The organism is Negativicoccus succinicivorans, from assembly GCF_018372215.1.
Lineage (GTDB): Bacteria > Bacillota > Negativicutes > Veillonellales > Negativicoccaceae > Negativicoccus.
On sequence record NZ_JAHAJN010000001.1, the window covers coordinates 221,101 to 246,070 of the forward strand.

Below are 24,970 nucleotides of genomic sequence, written 5' to 3' on the forward strand. Positions count from 1 at the left end.
TTACTCCTCTCCCTGCAAGCCCCCAAACCGTCGTTCACGGCCTGCAAAGGAAGCGATCGCGAGCGCTAAATCCTGCGGTGAAAAATCCGGCCACAGAGTATCGGTAAAGTAAAGTTCCGCATATGAAATCTGCCATAAAAGAAAATTGCTGATGCGTTGATCGCCGCCGGTACGAATTAATAAATCCACATCCGCCATCGCGGACGGATACAAGTAGCGCTGGAATTGTTCCTCCGTCAATGTCGATATTTTTTTTTGCGCAAAGTCATCCGCATATCGGCGTGCCGCCTGCAAAATTTCTTCACGGCCCCCGTAATTGAGTGCGATATTTAAAACTAAGCCGGTATTTTTTTCCGTTGCCGTTTCAAAACGTTCTATTTTCGCAATTAAGTCGGCGCTTAATCGTTCTCTGTCGCCGATGACATGCGCTTGTACATTGTGCTCGTTTAACTCATCAATATAATGTTCTAAATACCAGCTGAACAGGCGCATCAGCAAAGCGACTTCCGTAGTAGAGCGCCGCCAATTCTCCGTAGAAAAAGCATATAAAGTAAGTGTTTTTATACCCTGATCCGAAGCTGCACGGACAATCGTTTTAACATTTTGAGCGCCTGCTTTGTGCCCCATTCGCCGAAGTTGTCCACGCATTTTCGCCCAGCGTCCGTTGCCATCCAAAATAATGGCTACGTGAGCCGGCAATGAATTAGGCTTTGACGACATATTGTTCCCCATATTGCTTGCTAATGTATGCATTTACCTCATCACTATAAACTTGTTTGGCACAAGTGACGATCGACTGATTATCTATGCATACTCGTACGACGTATTGATGTTGCAGAGCAACGATATAATGGCGGCTGTCTTTTTCCGTTTCTGAAAATGAATAAAGCAGACCTCTTTCGTGCAGCGCATCTGCCACTTCACCAAGAGGTCTGCCCAGCCACTGCGTAGAAATAGCAGTACTCAAACTTCGAGCACTTCCTTTTCCTTCGCTTCTACCAGTCGATCGATTTCTTTCATCTTTTTATCGGTCAATTTCTGCACATCGTCAGTGGCCACTTTTACCTGGTCTTCCGATACGCCGTCTTTCTTTTCTTCGCGTTTTAATTGCTCGTTACCGTCACGACGCACGTTGCGAACTGCAACCCGTGCTTCTTCCGTGCGCTTATGCACCAATTTAACTAACTCTTTACGACGTTCTTCGGTCAATTGCGGAATGTTCAGGCGAATTTGCGAACCGTCGTTATTAGGCACCAAGCCCAAGTCCGACATTTGGACCACTTTTTCAATAGCTCCGAGCATGCTTTTATCCCACGGCTGAATCAACAGCATGCGTGGTTCCGGAATGGAAACTGACGAAACTTGAGTAACCGGAGTCGGAACACCATAATAGTCCACCATAATGTTTTCCAAAAGACTTGTATTGGCGCGACCGGTACGAATGGTACCAAATTCAAACTGCAAGTTTTCAATCGCTTTATCCATACGCGTTTCCAAGTCCAGCATGATTTCATCAAACATTTTCGTCGCCTCCAATATACGTACCAATCCGTTCCCCCATGCTTGCTTTTAAAATATTGCCCGGGGTGTCAATATTAAATACAATAATCGGAATATGATTATTCATGCACAGAGTAATCGCCGTGTTGTCCATCACACCCAATTGTCGACGCATGACTTCAAAATATGTCAGCGAGTCAAACATTTTTGCGTCGGGGTTGGTTTGCGGATCCGCATCATATACGCCATCCGTACCGCGTTTTGCCATCATAATAGCGTCCGCTTCAATTTCCGCCGCACGTAAAGCGGCGGTTGTATCGGTAGAGAAAAAGGGATTGCCCGTGCCGCCGGCAAAAATGACAATTCTGCCTTTTTCCAAGTGACGAATCGCCCGTCGACGAATGTACGGCTCCGCTACCTGACGCATCTCAATCGCCGTCTGCACACGTGTGGACGCACCGATCTGTTCCAACGCTTCCTGCAGTGCCAGGCCGTTGATCACGGTTGCAAGCATGCCCATATAGTCCGCTGATGCACGATCCATGCCCTGGGCGCTGCCGGAAATACCGCGCCAAATGTTTCCGCCGCCGCAGACCACTGCAACCTCCACGCCGCTGTCCGCAACCGCAGCAATTTCCTTGGAAATCGATTCGGTGACAATCGGATCAATGCCGTGACCCGCTTCGCCCGCAAGGGCTTCTCCGCTTACCTTTAATACAATTCGACGATACTTCCTTGCTTCCATAACAAACCTCCGCATCTGCACCTAGAAAATAAGAGAACACACATGTGTGTTCTCTTATTGATTCATCGTGGCCATTACTTCGGATGCGAAGTCGTCTTGCCGTTTTTCAATTCCTTCGCCGAGCTGATAACGTGTGAATCGACGAACACTGATATTTTCACCGATTTTCGCGATCATTTCGGTGATCATTTGCTGTACCGATTTGTCCGTATCTTTAACGAATTCCTGTTCCAATAAAACGTTTTCGCGATAGAACTTTTCCAGTCGACCTTCGGTCATTTTATCAACGATCGCTTCCGGTTTTCCTTCGTTCAGGGCTTGCTGACGAAGTACTTCTCGTTCATGATCAATCGCTTCCTGAGGAACGTCTTCTCGCGTGAGATAGCGCGGATTCGTCGCCGCAATCTGCATTGCGACATCTTTAACGAGTTGCTGGAAATCTTCCGAACGAGCTACGAAGTCCGTTTCGCAGTTGACTTCCACCAAAACCCCGATACGACCGTTTCCGTGAATGTAGGATGCTACCAAACCTTCCGCCGTTACGCGGTCCGCTTTTTTGGCGGCCTTGGAAAGACCTTTCTCACGAAGATAGTCCACCGCTTTTTCGAGATCGCCGTCCGTTTCCACCAAGGCGCGCTTACAATCCATCATACCCACGCCTGTTTTCTCGCGTAATTCTTTTACCAAGCTTGCTGTAATCATTCAGGCAGTCCCTCCTTATATGCTTGTCGTAATTTATTCCGCTGTTTCTTCTGTAGCTTCTTCAGCACTTTCTTCCGCTTCCGCTACTTCATCCTGCTCGCCTTGACGGCCTTCCAAAACGGCATCCGCCATTTTTCCGACCAACAATTTTACGGCGCGAATCGCATCATCATTCGCCGGAATCGGAAAATCAATTTCATCCGGATCGCAGTTGGTATCAACTGTAGCAATAATCGGAATATTAAGCTTCCGTGCTTCCGCTACCGCGATCTGCTCTTTCTTCGGATCAATAACTACGAGCGCTCCCGGCAATCCTTTCATATCTTTAATACCGTTGAGATATTTTTCGAGTTTGCTCATTTCGCGACGCAAACCGATGACCTCTTTTTTCGGTAAGAGATCGAAGCGACCGTCTTCTTCCATTGCCTTCAGTTCCTGCAAACGTTTGATGCGCAATTGGATCGTTTTGAAGTTGGTCAGCATGCCGCCCAGCCAGCGTTCTTTTACGTAGAACTGGTTGCAGCGTTCCGCTTCTTCCTGAATAGTATTCTGGGCCTGTTTTTTCGTCCCGACGAACAATACCGACTTACCCGATGCCGCCAAGTCACGAAGGAAATCATACGCTTCGTCTACTTTTTTAACGGTCTGCTGCAGATCGATAATGTAGATGCCGTTGCGTTCCGTGAAAATGAAACGTGCCATTTTCGGGTTCCAACGACGAGTTTGGTGTCCAAAATGAACACCGGCTTCCAACAATTGTTTCATAGATACTACTGACATTTTACTACCTCCTGTTTTTTACCTCCGCCGCTTCCTCTCCGACAGGGCCCGGTTATCCGGACACAGCTGTCTGAATCCATCGGCGTGCGTATTTTGACCTGTACAAGTATATCACAGCTTACGGTAAGCCCGCAAGTGTGGGATTAACCAAATAAATTTAATTGTTCTTCATCTGGCATTCCTTCCAAGGCTCCCATTTCCGTTAGTGTTTCAACAATCGTCTGGCTGACCTTACCGCGTTTGCGTAAATCCTCTTTTGAAGTAAAGGGGCCGTTTTCACGTGCCGTCACAATTTCTTCCGCCACAGTTTCGCCAAGTCCCGGTACGCAGGAAAGCGGCGGCAACAACATCCCATCTTCCACCACAAAATCGCGCACGTGGGAACGGGCAAGATCGATAGGTTTAAAACGGAAACCGCGTTGAGCCATTTCCATCGCCACTTCAATATTCGTAGCGGAATCCTTTTCTACCGCACTGGCGTCGCGGCCTTTGGCCTGAATATATTTCCACATTTTTTCTTGGCTCGCCAACCCCGGCAAGATCGCCTTGCCGTCAAAAGAACCGCGCGCACGTACGGTAAAGTATGCTGCATAAAACGCCAGCGGATGATAAATTTTAAACCAGGCAATACGAAATGCCATCATGACATATGCCACTGCGTGCGCCCGTGGAAAAAGATACGAGATTTTTTTGCAGGAATTGATGAACCATTCCGGAATCTTTTCTTTGCGCAGAGCTTCTTCGTTTTTGCTGACAGGTTGCCCCTGTTTATTTTTCTTTTCGAGACCGCGTCCTTTCCGAACATTTTCCATGACGTTGAACGCAATTTTGGGTGCCACACCGTGCTGAATTAAATAGTTCATCACGTCATCACGGGTCGAAATCGCATCTTCCAGCTTGACTTCGCCGGCCGTAATCAAATCCTTGGCATTATTAAGCCACACATCCGTGCCATGAGAAAAGCCGCTGATACGAACCAATTCACTGAAGTTTTGCGGGTGCGTATCTTCCAGCATCTGGCGTACGAATTGCGTGCCGTATTCCGGAATCCCCAGCGTCCCGACGGTATCTCCATTTAATTGCTCCGGTGTCAGCCCCAGCGCTTCCGTCGAAGAAAAGAGACTGATGGTGGCGGGATCATCAAAGGGAATTTCCGATGGTTTGATGCCCGTCAAATCTTCCAAAATACGAATGACGGTCGGATCATCATGCCCCAGAATATCGAGTTTGACCATACGTCCTTCAATGGAATGGTAGTCGAAATGAGTCGTGATGATGCCTGACTCTTTTTTGTTAGCCGGATGCTGGATCGGCGTAAATGCCAAAATATCCATATCGCGGGGACAGACCATAATACCGCCCGGATGCTGGCCGGTAGTGTTTTTGACTTTGGTAATACCGGTCAGCAAACTCTCCGCGTAGATATCATTTGTCACCAATTGCCTTTGCTCCGCGTACTTTTTAACATAGCCGAAGGCGGTGCGATCTTGAATTCCGCTGATTGTTCCGGCGCGAAACACATTATCGCGTCCGAATAATTCTTCCGTATATTTATGCGCTTGCGGCTGATAATCACCGGAAAAGTTCAAATCAATATCCGGTACCTTATCCCCTTCGAACCCCAAGAATACGGCAAACGGAATGTTGTGACCGTCTTTGTGCAATGCCGCGCCACATTTGGGACATGCTTTATCCGCAAGATCGAATCCGCCACCTACGGATCCGTCCGTGATAAATTCGCTATATTGACATTGCGGACACAAATAATGCGGCGGCAACGGATTTACTTCCGTAATATCCGCCATGGTTGCCACAAAGGAGGAGCCGACTGAACCGCGTGAGCCGACCAGGTAACCGTCTCCTAAAGAGTGGGCTACCAACTTATGCGCGATGTAATACAACACACCGAAACCGTTGCCGATGATCGCCTCGAGTTCACTTTTCAATCGTTCTTCTATGATCTCCGGCAAAGGGTCGCCGTAAAGGCGTTTTGCTTTTGCATAGCACATGCGTTCGAGCTCGGTGTCCGAGCCGCTGATCTGGGGTGAATATAATTTTCCGTCAGCAGGAAGCGGCGCAAAATCTTCCACCAGTTCGCTTACCCCACGGGTATTACTGACGACGACTTCAAATGCTTTCGTCTCGCCCAGATAAGAAAATTCTTCCAGCATTTCTTCCGTCGTACGCAAATAAAGGTCCGGCAATTGTTCGGGCTCACCGGATTTACCCCATTTGCTGAGTAAAATCTCGCGATAGATTTTATCTTCATCAAACAAATAATGCGAATCGCAAGTTGCACAGACCGGTAAATTCAGCTCTTCCCCCAGACTGACTATAACTTCATTCAGCTTCTGCAAATCGCGATCCGTTTTTATGTCGGGATAGCGATCATCCTGTAAGAGAAAACGATTGTCCCCGATCGGCTGAATTTCCAAATAATCATAGTAACTGGCAATTCGCAGTTGCTCCGAGCGCGGCAAATCGTCCAAAACGGCACGGAACAGTTCCCCCGCAACGCAGGCAGAACCGACGATTAATCCTTCGCGGTTTTCATCTAAAATCGCTCGCGGAATGAGCGGTCGTTTTTTGAAATACCGTAAATGCGAAAGCGAAACCAGTCGGTACAAGTTTTGCAAACCGACGCGATTTTTCGCCAATAAAATAATATGGGTATATTTTTGCTGATCGCGCGTAATATCCGCCGGGATATCTTCAATCAGGTAGCCTTCCATCCCGTAAATGACTTTGACACCTTTTTCCGCCGCCAATGCCTGCACTATAGGGAATGATTGGACAACACCATGATCGGTAATGGCGACCGCGGGGTGATTCCATTCTTTTACCGTGGTCAACAGACGGTCCACATCAATCAGCGCGTCCGTACTCATTTTAGTGTGGAGGTGCAGTTCGACGCGCGGTGTCGGATGGTCATCTGCATGACTGCACATTTCGGTCGGTACCAGCATCAAATTGGAAAGTTGCATAACCAAACCGCCCGAATATTTATCCTGGCGCACTTCGCCGCGTGCCCGTACACGTTTGCCGCGGCAAAGGTTTTTTTCCAAACAGGAAGTATCCTCTCCTTTTTCAAAAAAATACTGCGCCGCCAGACCGTTCGTGTCATCGGCCATTTTTAATTTAAGCAGTTTGCGACCTGTCCGCAATTCGCGAACTTCAGCCGATACAACATCCCCTTCAACGATAACAGTGGCCATCTCTTCGTGAATTTCCCGCATCGCAAGCGGTGTCGCTTTGATTTTGCGCTTGCCGATCAAAAGCTCCGGATCACCGCCGGCTTTAACTTGGGCACGCGCCTGCAAAAATCGATCATCATACAGCAAACTTTGCCAATTGCTTACCATATCCGTCGTGCTTACGGACGGTGTCGCATCGCTACCCTTGGTTTCCGGTTCGGGCGCCGCCGCTTCTGTCGACGTCAGTTCTGAGGTTATCTCTTCTTGTGAGGCCCCATTTTCCTGTGCAAATGAAGCCGGCGCCACTTTGCTCGCCGGAGCCGCGCTATTTTCGTCAGTCGAACCGGGAAGCACCGTAAGCGTGACTGTTTCACCGTCTACTTTTAGCGTCACGGCCGGCGGTACAAATTCATTTATTTTTTGCGGCGTAAAGTCCGCTGTCTTTGTGATTTCCCAAGTTTTTCCATGGATGTCGACAACTAATTCTTTAAATGTTGCCGGTTTTCGAGGAACAAATTTATACTTTCGCAATGCCTATCGGTACCCCCTTACGTCTGAATTTTATTTTTCGCTTCGGATGCTTCACGATCTTTTCCCTGTTTATGTTCCGTCTTAGCTTTCGCCAGTAATGCCGCGCGTTTTTGCGCCTCCTGCGGCGACAGCTTTGTGATCGTCGTAACCGGGTCGTATACGGAATAAAATGTGTCCGTAAGTGCCCGTCCGTCACTCCAGCTGACACGACGATGCACTACGACAGAGTAGCCGTCATGACCTTTCTCTTCTACAACATCCTCTTTCTGATCATTTACCACAATTTCTTTTTTCTCATGCGGTAAAACTTTTGCCGGTTCTGTTGTGATCGCGACTCCCGCAGGACGATCATCACTATTTCCCAAAATTTTCACATTAATCGCACCGCCGCCGGCTGTCGCCATAACATACACCGGTGACTTCGCTGAGTTGACCCATATAAAATCAATGGAATTATCCGCTACGGTCGCGTCCCGCCCGATTTCCGTGTAACCGACCGGTGCAAAATGCGGTGTGCGCTGCACCACGTCAAGCCCCGCCAAAAGGACCGCATTAAACATGGTCGTGCTGACTTGGCAAATACCGCCGCCGGCGTCGGGAACCAGTTCTCCATTAATAAAAACAGGCGCCGATAAATAACCGGCCTCATATGTACGTAAGCCGGTCGTGTCATTGAACGAGAAGGTTTCACCAGGCGCCAACAAAGCCCCGGAAATGGCAGCGCTTCCTTTATAAATGTTGGCGCTGCGGTTTTCATCACCGCCGTAATAAGTAGTATATTCACCCAAAACCGTGTTGATCGACGCCAACTGCTCCTTGCACAACGTCGGCAAATCCACTTGGCTGGGTTGCAACATTAAAGGAGAAAAGTCCTGCGCATTTATTTTTTCCTCAGCCGCTTTGGCGACTTGCGCATAATCCAATATCAGTCGCGGTTTTTCCGTTTCAATCACAATGTCCCCAGCTTCATTCAAAGATACAGCAGCGTTGTGCGGCGGCGCTGCCAGCTCATCCACTTTGGCCTTCAGAATTTCATTTAAATGTGCCGTGTCATAAGCGACCGTGCAATTCATTTGAATCGGGTTCAGGTAGCTTTGCCACTGCTCCCACCATTGCCGAAACCATGAACCGGTACGACCGTAGCTGCTGACAGCAGCCGCTGTTGTCTCTGCATTTATGGCAAGTTTCAGGTCGCGCATCGGAATCGACCAAGTGTAGGTTTGATAGGTCAAATTCAGCGCCGCATCTTCATATTTGTTGTTTTGCTCTGCCAAATAGCGTTGCAGTCCTTCCGCTTGCCAACCTGACACATCCTGATCCTGCAGCTTGACTCCGCGGACGACACCGCTTGTCCCGTTGACAAACAAAGGCAAAAACAACAATGTAAGAATAATTCCTGCCGCTACGCAGATGGCAATCCTTGCATTCTTCTTCATAACGTTCCTCGTAAATATTCACTAAACAGTTCTCGCCACGAAACATCATAACCGTTACGTTGTCGCCATTGCGTGCGATATAATGCCAGCAACAGCGTAGCGCACTGCTCATAGTTCAGTTTCTGCGCTGCGGCGTAAACATTTTTCCAGCGCCATTGATTTTTAACTTGCAATTCTCGTGCCATATCTCTCGTCGCAAAACCGGCATGTTCCAATTCATAAATCCCCAAGCAAAGACGCAGTTGCGAAGCCAGAAAGCCGGTATTTTTCAAGGTTTCATCTATGCCATCAAATAAATGCGGAACGGCTTCCAGAACAGATCGTTTACGTTGATCCACCAAATCATCCCAAAACCGGAACACCTGCCGTTGCAGGTACGAAGGTAACGACTCCTGTACCACTTCGAGCGGGATCTCTTTTTGATCCGTCATTAGCTGCCATTTTTGCGCTTCTGTAGTGATAAAAACGGACGATATATTCTCCCAGCTTTCCGCCACCGCTTGCAAGTACTGGCGCGCAGCACGACTTAATCCTCGGTCTTGGGCGCGCAAGACACTATCAAAAGCGGCGCTTACTTTCCATCCCGGAATAAATTCTGACATCGATACTTGCGCCAGCGGCAAAATTTTTTTTACCAAGCTTAATCGACGGTCCGGTTTACCTTCCAAAATAAAAAAAACACGCGTTTCCGCCGGTACATTTTCCAATGCCTGCAGAAATTCCTTCGCCGGAATCGATTCATCCTTTTGTGTCAAAAACAAAGGATTAACAAATTCAAACCGACGCACTTCGGTAAAGAGCGACGGTTGATTGATTTGCTGCACGATTTCCGCGGTCGTACTGTGTTCTTTACCCTGTTCCACGGTTTCTGCAGTACCGTTTCCGGCTTGTTGCTTGCGGGCATAAACAGCCGGTATATCAGTACCGTGAAAAAGGTAAATTCGGTCCTTCTGCATCCGTTTTTATCTCCGTTTCGATGTGCCACGTATGACCATGTAATGATGCGACTATCATTCCTGTCTCTTCATTATTATACACAGATATACCTTTCGCGCGAAACTCCTCGCTGCCGTCCGCCGTACCTTCACTACCGCTAAAGTTCCCATCGGGCACTGTGATAGCCAGTTGCGGATGCTGTTGTGCCAATATTGTCCTCGCACTTTGCGCATTCGCTATCACAAGTAAATTCGTCGTACTTGGCAGCGCCAAGGATTTTTCATTTTGTAATTGTACCAACGCCGATCCTCCCGACATAACCAGTACCGCTCCATTTTGATTGGCAACCAAGCCGGGATATTGAATAAAAGTATCCACCGTTGACATAACATGCGTATCTTTGCCATCGGAAATTTCCTGTGCCCGCAGATAGCGATGCGCGGGAAACGGTTCTGCTGTATTTTCACGCGGTGTCACATAAATACAGTCATCTACAGTAAAAATACCGTAAAAATTTAACGCACGGGTCAGCGCCTGGGGATAATCTTGTCGAGCAAAGCGGCTTTCCTTGATATATAAAACCCGTCGTTCCCCCGTTTCCAGACAAACGACCCCCACTTGACCGACGTCCGGAACTAAAATGCGCGTTTGTCCATTTTGCGTAATCCTATACAACCCCACCCCAAGGCAAACGACTAAAAACACTAATACCGGATATTTCAACCGCGCATCCTTAGACTTAAAACACATAACTACTATTTCCAAGCCGACGAAATAGAGAGCAGTTTCAACGACACTTAACGCGCGAAATCGTAATTGTGCCAACGGTAAATCAGCCACAGCTTGAATCAGTGCAACCGAAATAGCCAGACCATAATGGACGATTCGCAAGAGTCCCAATGCCGGTAACGTCCAGGCGAAATGCAGAATGACCGCCGCCAATTCTACCGCAATAATGATTTCCAACAACGGCGCGACGACAATATTTGTCAGTACTGCATAAAGCGGCAATGCCTGAAAATAATATAACAGCAACGGCAACAAAAAAATATTTGCGGCAACGGTAACCGCGATCCCTTGCGCCAGACGTAACGGTACATGCAAAAGTGTACGGCACAGTTGCGTACAATGGCCATAAAAAGTTATCAATCCCAATGTGGCGCCAAATGAAAGTTGAAAACTCACATCATATAAAAGTAGCGGCTGATACAGCAGCATCAGGGAGCTTACCAAACCTAGCCAATGGGTCGCATCCACGTCGCGTCGAAGCAATATTCCCCCAAATGCCGCTGCCCCCATCCAAAACGAGCGCACCACAGGCGGTTGCCAACCGGTGATAAATGCATAGGCAAAAACCAATAAAAAAGCGGCGCCATATGTAAGCGATGCAGGTGCGCGAAGACACCTGCCGAGCCACCAAAGGAGACCGAACAAAAGCGCAATATGAGAACCGGAAACAGATAAAATATGAATAATACCGGAGTCGGCAAACGCATTAATCAGTTCGGACGAAAGGCCATCATAACCACCCCACAATAAGGCAAACGCCAACGCCGCGGTCGTCTTCGGCAGCGCCTGCGCAAAAAATGTCCGCGTCGTCTCGCGCAGGTGTTGCGCCAAAGACAAAAAGTAATAGCCTTTATCCATGCCTGCAATATTAACTCGGGCCTTAAGCGGAACGTATAAATTGCCCAGCATTTGTTCTGTGCGATGCCGATAATAAAGTGTTTTTTGTCCGGGATTTTGATAATAGCGAAACGGTTTTAATTTCGCCGCAACTTGCAACACGGTACCGACGGAATACGGTTCATACTGCGCGCTGTCCAAATAAAGATACGCTTTCCCTTTGACACTCCTTGTGACACCATCCGGATAGGAAAACATTTTTAGCGCCACCGGATACCGATATGTTACTTTATCCCCGTCGGCAAAAACCTGCGCTTCCCTTTCCACAGTGACGTGGTATGTACCGGTTTCGTTGTATACAAAAAAGGCAAGATCCGCTGATTGCTTTTCTTGCCAATGAAATCCTGCCCCGCCTGCAAGTAAACCGCTGAATAAAATTAAAAGCAGCCACTTACGCTCCGCTTTTTCCGACTTCAGAAAACCAAAAGCGGTAAGTGCGCCGACTGCAATCAATAAAATTCCGTAGACAAGTAACGAATACGTAGTATTTAACGTGATCCCAAGCGCGACTGCCGATGCAAACAGCAACGCGCCATAATGCCAGATCAAATGGTAATATGACGACGCAGCTCTTTGAATTTTCCTTCACCGATTCCTTTGACTTCTTCCAAGTCCGTTAATTGACGAAACAGACCATGTTCCCGTCGATAGTCTAAAATTTTTTGCGCAGTTGCCTCACCCACGCCCGGAAGCGTAGTCAGTTCTGCCAAATTCGCGGTGTTAATATTCACATACCTGATGCCGAGTTGCCCTTCCGGCGGATTAAAGTTGAACGGCACGCTGATTTGCTCACCATCACGCAACTTCGCCGCCAAGTTGACCGCTTCCGCATCGGCATACGGTAATAAATTCCCGGCCGCCTGTACCGCATCTTTAACTCGACTGCCGAGCGGCAACCGGTACACGCCAGGCTGTTCCACTGCTCCGGCTACGTAAACCAACATATTTTCTTCGACAGGGGAAGCTACCGAAGCGGCTGTCATAGGCATCGGCTCCGGTTGGGAATCTTCTGCCAGAAAATAGTATAATATTCCTAAAAACGAAAGCGATAAGGCACCTACCAACAGTGCGTGAGTGACGGGTCGAGAAAAATGCACCGTTAATCCTTCTTTCTCTTATTTTATACGGTTTGATTATATACCCAGTCATACAAAGGAGCAATGAATCATGGATCAAAAACTTGCAAAATCGTATGCGGATGTTCTTTTACAATACGGCGTGAACTTGCAGCCCGAGCAACCGTTACTTATTAATGCACCGGTGGAAGCGCATGAATTTGTCACCGTTTTGGTAAATGCCGCTTACGCGCATGGTGCCGGCGATGTACAGGTCGATTGGCAGTCCGGTAGCGTTTTCGCGCGACGTCTGCAGTGCGCGCAGGAAGATTCGCTGTTGTATATTCGTCCTTCACAAGTCACCAAGGCGCAAGAATATTTGGCGGAAAATCGAGCTATTATCTCTTTAGTAAGTTGCGATTCGCCGCTTTTCAAAGAAGTACCCACGACACGAATTAACGCGTTCCAGCAGGCCAAAAACAAAATATTTCAGTTTTACTCACAAGCCATTATGAACTCGCAAGTGCAGTGGCTGGTAGCGGCCGTTGCAACCCCCACTTGGGCAGCACTTCTATTTCCGGCCGAAACGCCGGTAATAGCTTTGGAAAAGCTATGGGATGCCATTTTTTATGTTTCCCGTATTCAAAACGAAGATGCGTTGGCGGCGTGGCAAAATCATTTAGATACGTTGCACAGACGTCGTCGATTATTAGATGCGTTACGACTGGACACATTGCACTACATGAGCAAAAACGGCACGGATTTCGTGATTGGCTTGCCGGATACGCATATATGGCAAGGCGGCAATGAAAAAAGCGGCCGCGCGGTTCCGTTCGCCGCCAATATCCCCACGGAAGAAATCTTTACCGCCCCGGATTTTCGCCGCATGACAGGTCACGTCACCGGCACTCGCCCATTAGTCGTTTACAACCAAACGGTCGAAGGATTGGAGCTTGATTTCGTCGACGGCAAAGTAGTGCACGCGGAAGCATCGAAAGGCAAGGAGTCCATCGATCAACTGCTTGCATCGGATGAAGGCGCGCGCTTTTTAGGCGAAGTCGCACTCGTACCAAAAGATTCACCCATTGCGCAAATTCCCTATTCGTTCTATGAAACGTTAATTGACGAAAACGCCTCCTGTCATTTGGCATTGGGTGCGGCCTATCCGACTTGCATCACCGAAGGCAAAACAAAAACCGACGACGAATTGACCGCCGCCGGCTTAAACCGCTCGATGATTCATGTGGATTTTATGATAGGAAGTTCTGACCTTACCATTATCGGACGCACAAAAGACGGTCGCGAAGTAGAAATCTTCCATGACGGCAATTTCAGTCCGAACTTTGCGTAGGCTCGCGCGGTTCTTTACTGAAAGTAAGTAAAAGCACCGCGCTCATGACGCAAATAACGCCGATGATTTCTCCCCAACCGAATGACATCCCCAAAAAGAGCACTGAAAAAACAACTGCGCCAAAGGGTTCCAGACAGGTAAGCACACTGACTGTGGTCGGCGGCAACGTGCGTAACGCATAGAGAAACAAAAAAAATGGAATTACCGTTCCGCCTACCACGATGTATAAAAGCATGGGCAGAACTTGCGAATGAAAGAATATAGACCAATCAGTCGCCGGTGTAATCCAATAGCTGAACATGCTGCCGTACAACATCCCCACGCCCAATAAATAGGGTGCGGGAAAGCGCCGCAGTAACGAAAGCGGGAAAAGGATGTAAAATGCGGCGGCAAAGGCGGATAAAATCCCCCAGAAAATAGCTATCGGCGAAACGAGGAATTTAGTCACATCGCCGCCCGTCACCAGCAGCACAACGCCGATGACTGCTCCTGTGGTCGCCAACACATCGGTCAGATTCGGCCAAGACTTGGTGCGCCAAATCGCCCAGAAGAGTAACAACACCGGCGCGGAATTTTGCAATACAGTTGCCACTACCGCGCTACCTTGCTGAATCGCTTGAAAGTACGTATACTGCATGCCGAAAATACCCAGCACTCCGAACAACGGCATTTCCAGCAGATAAAATTTGCGAGTGCGTGAAGCGAGTTTTCTCTGCTTGGAGCTCGTTACAAAAAAAATCAGCAAAAATAAAATCCCGCTAAGTGTCATTCGAATCGTGGTTAAGGCCGGTGCCTGAATCGTCGTGGAAGCAAACAATTGTTGAGCTACTACGCCGCTGATTGCCCAAAAAAGCGCAGCAACTGCAACTGCCCATTTTGCCATATGGATCCTTTCCGCGATACTTCGCATATGTAAAAATTTAAACGAAAAAAAAAGCACCCTGACGGTGTAAAGTGGTGGGGCTAACTGGATTCGAACCAGTGACCTCTACGATGTCAACGTAGCACTCTAACCAACTGAGCTATAGCCCCGAGTAATTTTGTTTATTTTACCCGAGAGAAGATATCATTGTCAAGTAAAAGTAAAATCCCATCGAAAGGATGGGATTTTTGATTTTTATTGCTCAAGCACTTTGGCGGCTGCACCCATAATAGCCAAACGCGAGTGTTCAAATACCAAACCGCCTTGCAAATACACTGTATACGGTGCGCGCAACGGACCGTCAGCGGAAAGTTCAATGGATGACCCTTGCGTGAATGCGCCGCAGGCCATGATAATCGGATCGGCATACCCCGGTAACTCTCCCGGAACCGGACGAACATAACCATCGACAGGCGACCATGCCTGTAAACCCTCGCAGAACCCGCATAATGCTTTTTCCGTGCCTAATTCGATCGTTTGAATAAGATCACTGCGCTCCGTGCCTAATTGCGGTTCGCTTTTGAAACCCAAACGATGAAATACGGCGGCAGCAAATTCGGCGGCGCGTAATGCTTGTCCGACTACATGCGGCGCCATAAAAAGGCCTTCAAAAAAGAGTCGATACCCCGGCGTATACGAACCCATCTCATCGCCCAAACCGGGCGCCGTCAGTTGATGCGCCGTGGCTTCGACCAGATCGGCACGACCGACGACATAACTTCCTGTCGGAGCGATCCCGCCACCGGCATTTTTGATCAGAGAGCCGGCTGCAATATCAGCGCCGATTTCGATCGGTTCTTGCGTGGCGGTAAACTCTCCGTAGCAATTGTCGACAAAACAAATCGTCTGCGGATTTTTCGCTTTGATGACACGAATGATTTCGGCTATTTCAGTAATTGTCAATGCTTTTCGTTCCGCATAACCACGCGAGCGTTGGATCAATACCAGACGCGTTTTGGGTCCTACCGCATTCGCTAACGCGGTAAGATCGCAGCGACCGTCTTTCGTAGCAACTTCATAATATGTTACGCCACGCTCTCGCAGATTTCCCGGCGCATTACCGGTAAGCCCGATAACCGTTTGCATCGTGTCATAAGGGGTTCCCATCGCGCAGACCATTTCGTCTCCATGGTTAAGTAACGCCAACAAGACTGTCGCCAAGGCATGTGTTCCTGAAACAAAGTGTGGACGGACCAGCGCTTTTTCCGCACGAAAAACATGCGCAAATACCTTTTCCAAGGTTTCCCTACCGACATCGTCATAACCATAACCTGTCGTTCCTTGAAAATGAAATGCGGATAATTGGCATTCACGAAATGCCGTTAAGATTTTCTCGGTATTTTTTACCGCGACTTCATCATAGCGCGCAAACGCTTCCCGACATGTGAGTAAAGCCTGCGTTTCGATCTCCTTAAGCGTAATTGCAGATGATTGTGAATCGTTCACTCTTTTTCCCCTTCTTGAATCGTAGAAATGGCATGCTTGTAAATCAGCTGTTCTTTTTCCTGACTTTTAAGTAATACTGTGAAATTATCATAATCTTTGACAATTCCCTGCAGTTTAACCCCGTTCAAAAGATAAATATTAACTGTGGCCTTCGCCTTTTTTAAGGTATCAAGAAAAGCATCCTGTAAATTTATTTTATTTGTCATTTCACGTCTCCCAGTTGTTTTTAATGATTTGTTGCATGGCATCAGCGAGTGCTTGCGCGCTCGGGTATACGCACGGATCTATGTACGTTATGTATGGCATTCGGCGCAACCAGGTCATTTGCCGTTTGGCAAAACGCCGCGTATGAAGCTGTATCAAAGCAAGCGTTTCTTCACGTGTCTGCGCCCCCGCAAAGTATGCCGGCCATTCACGGTACCCTATCCCTTTCCCCGCTTGGCTTATACTACCTTCATGCTTTTGCCAAAGCCAACGCGCCTCGTTTTCCAAACCCTCGGCAAACATTTTTTCAACACGGGCATTGATACGCTCATACAATATCTCACGCGGCGGTACCAGCGCAAATATCGGTCCGGTATACAATGGCTCATCGCTTTGCTTTGTCGCTTCGTAACTGCCTCCCGCCGCAAGTACGGAAAGGGCGCGAATCAATCGTTGCGGATCGCCTACCGTCCGTGTCGCAAAATATTCCGGAGAACGTTGCCGCATTTCCTCGCGTAATCGTTCCAACCCTTGCGTGCGATACATTTCATTGTAGCGCTGCGTCCATTCCCGAACCGGTCCGATGTCAGGGAATATATAACCTTCAAGCAATGCTTGTACATACAGACCGGTACCACCGACCAAAAAAGGGGTTTTCCCCCGCGCGGCAATATCCGTGATCAGTACCCTGGCACGCTCACAAAATTCGGCCACCGTATAGTTATCAGTGACCTCTTTAATGTCCAGCAGATGATGTACGACACGTTTCTGTTCAGCGGGTTTTGCTTTCGCTGTACCGATGTCCAGGCCGCGGTACACTTGAAACGCATCCGCCGAAATAATTTCCCCATTGAACATTTCGGCAAGATGCAATGACACTTCTGTTTTACCCGCCCCCGTCGGCCCCATAATAACTACCAGGCGTTGTTTCATAAGTCCCATACCCCGTAAACCACTCGACTATACGTACCGCCGCGTAAAAACGTCGGCGGATGCGTCTTAAACCAGCTCGCGAACGGCCTGTTTTTAACAATAATACGTTTTTTAGCAACTCGCTTTGCTTCTTCCCAGAGTAATTCATCCAGCCCTGTTTGCGCGGCAAATGTGCGCAATTCAGCCAAGTTATTCGTTTGGCTCACCGTATGATGAAACATGAAGTCAAAATAAATGACATCAAAGCGGTTATCCGGTTGTTTTTTAAGATAGTCGCTTACGTCAGCATGGAGCAAATGAATCCGTCGCAACGCTGCCGTCAATGCCGGTGATTCGGGAACTTGCATGGAACGCAAACCGTCTCTGCCCACTGCATACACCGGAAATGACTTTTCAAGCGCAATGATTTCCACGTTCTCAGGCAAGGTATACGCGGCCATAATCGCGTCGCTGCCTCGACCGAATGTGGCATCTAAAAAACGTTTGGGAGAAGCCTCGTACAAAAGGTCGGCAAAATGATCTTGGCGCTTACGTTCCCAATTCAGCGCACGTAGCTTTGCCATTTGCAAATGAAATTCCAGCCGTGTCTTTCCATCCGTTGCGACTAATCCCCGCTGCAATTGCACAAGCCAATGGGAAATCCGTGTTCGTTCCGCCAAACGACGCAATGATGCATGGCCTCGCTCCACGTAAGGAAGTTGCCACTCGGACGCCAACTCCTGTGCCTGCATGCGTTGCTCGTTGGTCGGCTTATAGCCGGTCGTAATCCCCCATATCATCATCAGGAACGCCGAAACAATTTTGCCAAATCGGCGGCGGTAAATCGAACCATAACCGGTCGGCCGTGCGGGCAAACAAATGGGCGTTTCGTCGCGAGCAAATCACGAATTAATTCCCGCATCTGACGAATATTCAATGCATGCCCCGCTTTGATCGCTCCGCGGCAGGAAGCATATGCCAATACGCGATGGCGTAACTGTTCGGCTGTCGGCGGCGTATCCGCCTGCAGCGCCAAACTGATTTCACTCAGCATGCGTTCCTGTTCGGTACCGACGGCATCGGCAGGAGCTGCTACTAAGCGCAACAATTGCGGTCCGGCCTGCTCAAATTGAAATCCCAGTGCGTGCAACTGCTCCTCATGAGTGAGCAATGCTTGAACATCTTCGGCATCGAGTTGCAAGAGTTGCGGCACCAGTAAGGTTTGCGCAGGAATCCCTTCAGTCGCCTGTGCCAAACGATCGTAGCGTACTCTTTCATGCGCCGCATGCTGGTCAATGATGTAGAGTTCTTCGCCTTTTTGGCAAACGATAAAACAGTTCGCGATCTGCCCCAGTGGGACAAGTGCAGCCTCTGCATCTTCCTGCGGTGTAAATAAAATGCGTTCTTCTTCGTCGGAGGTATCATCTTGCTGTACTTTCGCCATGTATTCGCTGAACGTATTTTCTTCCGCGACGCTCCAACGCGGCGGTGCGTAAGACGTTGCCGTCTGTGTTGAAGCGGCCGGAGCGCCTGATGAGCTCGGTTTCGTAACGGCATTCGGCAGACGTACCGTCGGCTCCAACACCCCTTGCCGGAGCTCAAAATCCGTTTTCTTATCCGCTAGCGTAAATTCATTTTGTGCCGGTGCGGATTCGCCTTGCAGTGCAGCGGTATGGCGTTGCATACCAAGCGGTGCCTGTGTCACTTCTGTTGCCACTGTGGCCGCATCATCAACACTCGTCAACGCATTTAAAACCGCATGATATACCGCACGGAATACCGCCTGCTCATCACTGAATTTGACTTCCCGCTTTTGCGGATGAATATTTACGTCGACATCCGCGGGAGAAATCAGCACGCGAATCACGGCCGGCGGGTAGCCGCGTTTCGGCAACAATGAATGATACGCATTGTCGAGTGCCCGACTCAAAGCGGGGCTTTCCACGATGCGACCATTGACAATCCACGTTTGCCATTGGCGACTGCTCTTCAGTACAGCCGGTTTAGCGATATAACCGGTCACGCTGTCGGTCTCGGTTTGATACTCCACCGGCAACATGGCATTCGCAAGATCCGTTCCGAATAAGGATGCAAATGTATCTAACATATCTCCGTTGCCGGGCGTATCAATCACGGTACGACCGTTATTGATCAAGCGAATCGCGATTTGCGGATGCGCTAAGGCCAATTTGCCTACCAATGTATTAATCCGACTGCTTTCCGTACGTTCCGTTTTCAAAAACTTTTGTCGCGCGGGCGTATTGTAAAATAAATCTCGCACTTCAAGTGTCGTGCCTACCGGCGCTCCGATCGTTTGCGAGGAAATTAACTCGCCGCCTTCGATGCGAATTTCCTGTCCGATTTCCGCCTCTTGCGTACGCGTGACCAACGTCACCTTGGCGACGGACGCGATACTTGCCAAGGCTTCACCGCGAAACCCCATCGAGCTGATCGCGAAGATATCGGCCGCTTTTTGAATTTTACTCGTCGCGTGGCGTACAAATGCAAGGGCTGCATCTTCCGCCGTCATACCGTTGCCGTCATCCGTCACACGCAGGTAGCGAGCGCCACCTTCCGCAATTTCGATTTCAATATGTGCAGCATTCGCATCCAAGGCGTTTTCAATCAATTCTTTGGCTACCGAAGCCGGTCGCTCAACGACTTCCCCGGCGGCAATTTGATTTACGGTAACGGCATCGAGAATATGTATTTGCGCCATATTACAATCCCTTTCTCGCTTTGGCTTCCTTATTTAATCGGAATAACGTTTCCATTGCTTCCATCGGCGTCATGCTGAAAACATCTAAACCTGCCAATTCATCCCAAATGCCGTCGGCGAAAATGTCCATTGCCGGAACTCGCTCCGCTTCCACAGGGGCAGCGGAAGCCGTGTTTTCAAGTTCCGCCAGCAGCGTCTGTGCCCTTTGCAACACACTCGTCGGTAAGCCCGCCAGTTTGGCGACATGAATACCGTAACTTTTATCGGCTTTCCCGGGAATAATGCGTCGCAGAAACTGCACGTCTCCGCGACGCTCTTTGACGGAAACCGTAAAGTTTTGAATGTGCGGATAAACATCCGCAACTTCCGTTAACTCATGATAGTGCGTTGCAAATAACGTAAACGCGCCGATTTTTTCCGCAATAAATTCAACAGTCGCGCGCGCGATACTTAAGCCGTCATAGGTGCTCGTACCTCGACCGACTTCATCGAGCAAAATGAGGGAATTGGCATCCGCCGCCTGTAAAATATCGGCGACTTCATTCATCTCCACCATAAATGTACTTTGACCGCTGGAAATATCATCTGTCGCACCGATGCGCGTAAAAATGCGGCTGACCGGACAAATATCTGCAGTGCGCACCGGGATGAACGAACCGATCTGCGCCATCAGCAACAGCAATGCGACTTGTCGCATATACGTCGATTTACCGGCCATATTCGGTCCGGTGATCAGCATGGTTTCACAGTCCTCATGACGTAAAACAGTGTCATTCGGAACAAATGTATCTTTTTGCGCGGCGGCCAACATCGGATGCATACCGTCGCGGATTTCAATCCGATTCTGACGATTTAATGCCGGCTGTACCCAACGATATTTATGCGCGGCCACGGCAAGTGCCAGCAGCGCATCGATAAGGGCAAGAGTACGAGCCGTTTTTTGCAGGTCCGCAAGCGCCGGTCGCAGATCCGCTAGCACCTGCGTAAACAGCTGTGCTTCCAGCTTGTCCATTTCCGCTTGTGCCGACAGTACTTTGACTTCAAACTCTTTCAGTTCCGGCGTAATATAGCGTTCGGCGTTCGCCAACGTCTGCTTCCGTACAAAATACTCCGGTACCCGTTCCGCTTGGGAACGAGGCACTTCGAAATAATAACCGAACACATTGTTGAAGCCGATTTTTAACTTAAGTTCCGATTTAGCTTTTTCCGCCGCTTCCAAATTGGCGATCCAGCTGCGACTGTCATGGACCAACGAACGTAATTCGTCCAGCCGCGGCGAAAAACCGTCTTTGATATAATCACCGTTACGTTGCAAACCCGCGTCAGGCGCGATAGCCTCCGTCAGCAGTGTATACACATCCGTGTGCATCGCCACATCGCGGTTCAACGTTTGCAGCATAGGTGCATTGAATTCTTGCAAAAGCTCCTTTAACGGCACCAGTTCCGCTAACGAATCCCGTACCGCCAGAAGATCTTTCGGCGTCGCCGTTCCGATCTCCACCTTAGTGACGATCCGCTCAAAATCATAAATACGCCCCAGTATATTTCCTAATGTATCCGCTTGGCGCGCGTTTTTAAGAAAATCCGCCACCGCTTCCTGCCGCGCCAGAATTTCCGTATCCGAGAGTAGCGGCGCTTCCAACCAGCGCTGTAACAGGCGAGCGCCCATGGCCGTTTGCGTCTGCTTTAAAAGCGCATAGAGGGTACCGCGAATGCTTCCGTCCTGCATATTCTGTAAGACTTCCAAATGACGTAACGTCCGATGATCAAGCGTCATTTGCGCTTCTTCACGCAACGGCAACAGTAATGTAACCTGTTTAGCCGATTGCTGCAACGTTTTTGCCAAATAGTAAAACAACTGCGCCAATGCTTCGCGAACCGCTGACTCTGCCGGCAATTCCGCAAGCGCCAAACCGCCGAAGTCGGTTGCCCCGGTCAGTTTCGGTAGCGGCATTTCCAGTTCTTCCGCGGTCAAAATCAGCATTGCCCCAAGACGCGACTTAGCATAATTTTCGATACTTAAATTACATTCGTCCGACGCTTCGATAATCAGTTCAGTCGGCGCATAAATACTCAATGCGTCGAACAGTTCATGCTTTTCGTTATCCGTAAATAATCCCCAACGGCATTCTCCGGTCGAAACTTCAGCAAGCACCAACACGATTTGTGCTTCTTTTTGATACAAGTACGCCAAATAATTGCGGGTACCGTTCGCCAGTGAGCTGTCCAAAAGAACCGTCCCCGGCGTGATAACTTTGGTAACGCCGCGCTCGACAAGGCCCTTGGTTTCACTCGGATCCTGCAGCTGATCACAGATAGCTACGCGATAACCTTTTTGCACCAGACGATAAATATAGCTCTCCGCCGAATGAAACGGTACACCGCACATCGGTGCACGCTCTTTATTCCCCGCCGCCCGTCCCGTCAAGGTTAATTCCAGCTCACGGGAAGCCAGCAAGGCATCATCAAAGAACATTTCATAAAAATCGCCCAAACGGAAAAACAGAATTTCATCCGGATGCTCTTTTTTGATTGCTTGATACTGCGCCATCATCGGCGTCAGTTTGGCCGCCATGTCAGTTCCTTTCTGCCAATTCGCCACGCAAAAGCCACGTCTGCGCGTGGTCTACTTTCACTTGTGTTGTCTCACCGATCATAGTCGTTGCGCGCGGTGCAAAAATAATCATTTTGTTACCGCTCGTACGACCGAACCACATCTTCGGATTATTTTTAGTCGGCCCTTCCACGATTACTTCATATGTTTTACCGACCATCGTTTCGTTGCGCTCTAAGCTGATCTCGTTTTGGATACTCATGAGTTCCTGTAAGCGCCGTTTCATGACATCTTTTGGAACCTGTCCCGCCATTTTGGCAGCGGGTGTTCCCGAGCGCGGCGAGTATAGAAAGGTGTACGCCAAGTCATAACGGATCTTTTTCAGCAGCTCCAGCGTTTCCCGATGCATTTCTTCCGTCTCGCCGGGAAACCCTACGATCAGATCGGTCGTCAGTACCACATCGGGCATTACTTTGCGGATATAATCCACCAATTTGCAATAATGCTCTACCGTATAACCGCGGTTCATCCCTTTCAATACAGCATCCGAACCGGATTGTACCGGCAAGTGCATTTGGGTGACCACGTGCCGACTCTGCGCAATCGTATCGATCATCTCCCTCGTCATGTCACGAGGATGCGATGTCATATACCGGACGCGTTCAATGCCATCGATTTTATCCACTTCGCGAAGCAAATCCGAAAAATCCGTACCGTCTTTAAAATCAAGACCATAGGCATTCACATTTTGTCCCAAGAGCGTGATTTCTTTATAGCCTGCAGTGGCAAGTTCCCGTACTTCTTTGACAACGGACTCGATCGGACGACTCCATTCGCGACCGCGTACATACGGCACGATGCAATAGGTGCAAAACTTGTTACATCCCTGCATGATCGGCACCCAGGCAAAAACATTGCTTTTACGAACGGCATGCAGATCCGTAAAATCTGTAATATCAGCGCCGCGCATTTGCGTTTTGAGCGTATGCGAGGCGACCGCTTTACCGCTTTGCAATAATTCTTTTAAATGGTGAATATTGTACGGCCCGAAGACGAAATCAATATGCGGAGCACGTTCAAATAACGCTTCCTTATTTTTCTGCGCCATACAGCCGGTAATGCCGATGACAAGATTCGGATTCTTGGCTTTAAGATGTTTCAATTCGCCAATTTTCCCGTAAACCTTATTTTCTGCGCTTTCTCGCACGCAGCAGGTATTGATGACGATGACGTCTGCCTCCTGCATGTTGTCTGTAGGTTGGTATTGCAATTCTTCCAGTTGTCCCGACAAGCGTTCTGAATCACTTTCGTTCATTTGACAACCGTAAGTAATAATATGGTACGTTCCTTTCAATGTGTTCTCCTTCTCAAAACACGGGATGTTTACCGGCGCTGCACATTAACCATATCGCGAATCGATATTTTCAACATCTGCACCGACATTCCCGTCGTATACTCAATTTCATGACGAATGGCCTTCTGCAAACGCTGAATCAATCGTTTCGGATCATGATTAAAGGCCATGACCAGCGAAAACTCCAATCCTAAACCGTTTGTATTTTCCTGCATTTTCGTAATTTTAACATCATGCGCCGAAATGGCACCGCGCGTCACTTCTACCGCACGGTTCAACAAAGCGATGATTACCGCGTCACTGAATACGAGTTTGCCGTAATAACTGAAAATCGGTCGAACCACCGACTTTTCATCCGGCCCCTGGGCTTTTTTGTTTTTATCGCGCCGAAAAAAAGACTTCAACGGATCGATTAAGTACCCGCGAAAATGAGGGCGCAATTCCATTGTGGGCAAGGGAATAATATGTTTTCCTTCTTTTAAACGGGATTCGTTGGCGCGCGCAATCTCCTCACGGGTCGCTACCTGTTCAATATGAATGTAACGGCTCGGCTTAGGCAGACCAAGCGCCAGTGTAATTTTATCCACCATGCGTTCCGAAGTTCCTAAAATCAGAAGCTTCTTCGGATTGATCTTTGCCAACGCATTTTGCACCGAGGCGACCTGCACGGGATCTTGGAAAATAGCACGACGAACCGCCTTCAAACGACTCTCTTCTTTTTTAGCGGAAAATCCGGCGGCCAATCGATTTTGATAAATTAAAATACCGTCATCAATGATGCAGTCAATACCGCTTTCATGTGCGACCACTGATGCCCGATAGCTTTTCCCTGTGCCGCTCGGACCCACAAATGCGATTACTTTCATCTCGCACCATTCCTTTTTGGATTGATATTTTATTATACCATATACCCATTTAACTCTTTCTATATGGCCGATATGGA

Annotated in this window: 21 protein-coding genes and 1 tRNA gene; 1 reads left to right on the forward strand and 21 read right to left on the reverse strand. The window is 48.8% G+C overall.

What is annotated here, in order from left to right; genetic code table 11:
* The 11 genes from KIB08_RS01140 to KIB08_RS01190 all read right to left on the reverse strand — a co-directional run bounded on the left by KIB08_RS01140 (position 1) and on the right by KIB08_RS01190 (position 12,607).
* A complete protein-coding gene (locus tag KIB08_RS01140; protein WP_303988498.1) occupies positions 1-720 on the reverse strand; it encodes an isoprenyl transferase in 720 nt (239 codons plus the stop codon).
* Positions 704-967, reverse strand: a complete 264-nt coding sequence (locus tag KIB08_RS01145) for a hypothetical protein (RefSeq protein ID WP_303988500.1) — start codon at positions 965-967, stop codon at positions 704-706. Before KIB08_RS01145 ends, KIB08_RS01140 begins: the two co-directional genes overlap by 17 nt.
* Entirely contained in the window at positions 964-1,521 is a 558-nt protein-coding gene (gene frr, locus KIB08_RS01150) for a ribosome recycling factor (RefSeq protein ID WP_303988503.1), read from the reverse strand. The genes KIB08_RS01145 and frr overlap by 4 nt, the downstream gene beginning before the upstream one ends.
* Complete coding sequence (gene pyrH, locus KIB08_RS01155; RefSeq protein ID WP_303988504.1) at positions 1,514-2,245, reverse strand: UMP kinase; 732 nt, start codon at positions 2,243-2,245, stop codon at positions 1,514-1,516. Before pyrH ends, frr begins: the two co-directional genes overlap by 8 nt.
* A gap of 54 nt (positions 2,246-2,299) precedes the next feature.
* Positions 2,300-2,947 carry a translation elongation factor Ts gene (gene tsf / locus KIB08_RS01160; protein ID WP_075938666.1) on the reverse strand — a complete coding sequence of 216 codons (648 nt, stop codon included), beginning with the start codon at positions 2,945-2,947 and terminating at the stop codon, positions 2,300-2,302.
* Between the two features lie 33 nt (positions 2,948-2,980).
* Positions 2,981-3,727 (reverse strand): 30S ribosomal protein S2, encoded by a 747-nt coding sequence (gene rpsB / locus KIB08_RS01165; protein WP_075938665.1) that lies wholly within the window; start codon positions 3,725-3,727, stop codon positions 2,981-2,983.
* A 143-nt stretch (positions 3,728-3,870) separates the two neighbouring features.
* Complete coding sequence (locus tag KIB08_RS01170) at positions 3,871-7,452, reverse strand: PolC-type DNA polymerase III (RefSeq protein WP_303988509.1); 3,582 nt, start codon at positions 7,450-7,452, stop codon at positions 3,871-3,873.
* Between the two features lie 17 nt (positions 7,453-7,469).
* Positions 7,470-8,888, reverse strand: coding sequence for a VanW family protein (locus KIB08_RS01175; RefSeq protein ID WP_303988512.1), 1,419 nt, complete (start codon positions 8,886-8,888; stop codon positions 7,470-7,472).
* Positions 8,885-9,844 carry a DNA polymerase III subunit delta gene (holA, locus tag KIB08_RS01180; RefSeq protein ID WP_303988514.1) on the reverse strand — a complete coding sequence of 320 codons (960 nt, stop codon included), beginning with the start codon at positions 9,842-9,844 and terminating at the stop codon, positions 8,885-8,887. The genes KIB08_RS01175 and holA overlap by 4 nt, the downstream gene beginning before the upstream one ends.
* Positions 9,807-12,059 (reverse strand): ComEC/Rec2 family competence protein, encoded by a 2,253-nt coding sequence (locus tag KIB08_RS01185; protein ID WP_303988516.1) that lies wholly within the window; start codon positions 12,057-12,059, stop codon positions 9,807-9,809. The genes holA and KIB08_RS01185 overlap by 38 nt, the downstream gene beginning before the upstream one ends.
* Positions 12,056-12,607: a ComEA family DNA-binding protein gene (locus KIB08_RS01190; RefSeq protein ID WP_303988518.1), complete on the reverse strand. Its 552-nt coding sequence runs from the start codon at positions 12,605-12,607 to the stop codon at positions 12,056-12,058. Before KIB08_RS01190 ends, KIB08_RS01185 begins: the two co-directional genes overlap by 4 nt.
* A gap of 70 nt (positions 12,608-12,677) precedes the next feature.
* Here KIB08_RS01190 and KIB08_RS01195 point away from each other — a divergent pair, with 70 nt between their 5' ends.
* Positions 12,678-13,916, forward strand: coding sequence for an aminopeptidase (locus KIB08_RS01195; RefSeq protein WP_303988519.1), 1,239 nt, complete (start codon positions 12,678-12,680; stop codon positions 13,914-13,916).
* Here KIB08_RS01195 and KIB08_RS01200 read toward each other — a convergent pair.
* The 10 genes from KIB08_RS01200 to KIB08_RS01245 form a co-directional block, all read right to left on the reverse strand.
* Positions 13,897-14,799 carry an EamA family transporter gene (locus KIB08_RS01200; protein WP_303988522.1) on the reverse strand — a complete coding sequence of 301 codons (903 nt, stop codon included), beginning with the start codon at positions 14,797-14,799 and terminating at the stop codon, positions 13,897-13,899. The genes KIB08_RS01195 and KIB08_RS01200 overlap by 20 nt on opposite strands.
* Positions 14,800-14,871: 72 nt before the next feature.
* A tRNA-Val gene (locus KIB08_RS01205) sits at positions 14,872-14,948 on the reverse strand.
* 85 nt (positions 14,949-15,033) lie between these two features.
* Positions 15,034-16,260, reverse strand: a complete 1,227-nt coding sequence (locus KIB08_RS01210) for an aminotransferase class I/II-fold pyridoxal phosphate-dependent enzyme (protein WP_303988628.1) — start codon at positions 16,258-16,260, stop codon at positions 15,034-15,036.
* A gap of 20 nt (positions 16,261-16,280) precedes the next feature.
* Positions 16,281-16,490: an RNA chaperone Hfq gene (gene hfq / locus KIB08_RS01215; RefSeq protein WP_303988525.1), complete on the reverse strand. Its 210-nt coding sequence runs from the start codon at positions 16,488-16,490 to the stop codon at positions 16,281-16,283.
* Position 16,491: 1 nt separating this feature from the next.
* Positions 16,492-17,421 carry a tRNA (adenosine(37)-N6)-dimethylallyltransferase MiaA gene (gene miaA / locus KIB08_RS01220; protein ID WP_303988527.1) on the reverse strand — a complete coding sequence of 310 codons (930 nt, stop codon included), beginning with the start codon at positions 17,419-17,421 and terminating at the stop codon, positions 16,492-16,494.
* Positions 17,418-18,203, reverse strand: a complete 786-nt coding sequence (locus tag KIB08_RS01225) for a class I SAM-dependent methyltransferase (RefSeq protein WP_303988529.1) — start codon at positions 18,201-18,203, stop codon at positions 17,418-17,420. The genes miaA and KIB08_RS01225 overlap by 4 nt, the downstream gene beginning before the upstream one ends.
* A complete protein-coding gene (gene mutL, locus KIB08_RS01230) occupies positions 18,203-20,119 on the reverse strand; it encodes a DNA mismatch repair endonuclease MutL (protein ID WP_303988531.1) in 1,917 nt (638 codons plus the stop codon). The genes KIB08_RS01225 and mutL overlap by 1 nt, the downstream gene beginning before the upstream one ends.
* A gap of 1 nt (position 20,120) precedes the next feature.
* Positions 20,121-22,721, reverse strand: coding sequence for a DNA mismatch repair protein MutS (gene mutS, locus KIB08_RS01235; RefSeq protein ID WP_438362030.1), 2,601 nt, complete (start codon positions 22,719-22,721; stop codon positions 20,121-20,123).
* On the reverse strand, positions 22,696-23,988 hold the full coding sequence (miaB, locus tag KIB08_RS01240; protein WP_438362032.1) for a tRNA (N6-isopentenyl adenosine(37)-C2)-methylthiotransferase MiaB: 1,293 nt from the start codon (positions 23,986-23,988) through the stop codon (positions 22,696-22,698). Before miaB ends, mutS begins: the two co-directional genes overlap by 26 nt.
* A 68-nt stretch (positions 23,989-24,056) precedes the next feature.
* Entirely contained in the window at positions 24,057-24,893 is an 837-nt protein-coding gene (locus KIB08_RS01245; protein WP_303988534.1) for an ATP-binding protein, read from the reverse strand.
* Positions 24,894-24,970 lie beyond the last annotated feature (77 nt).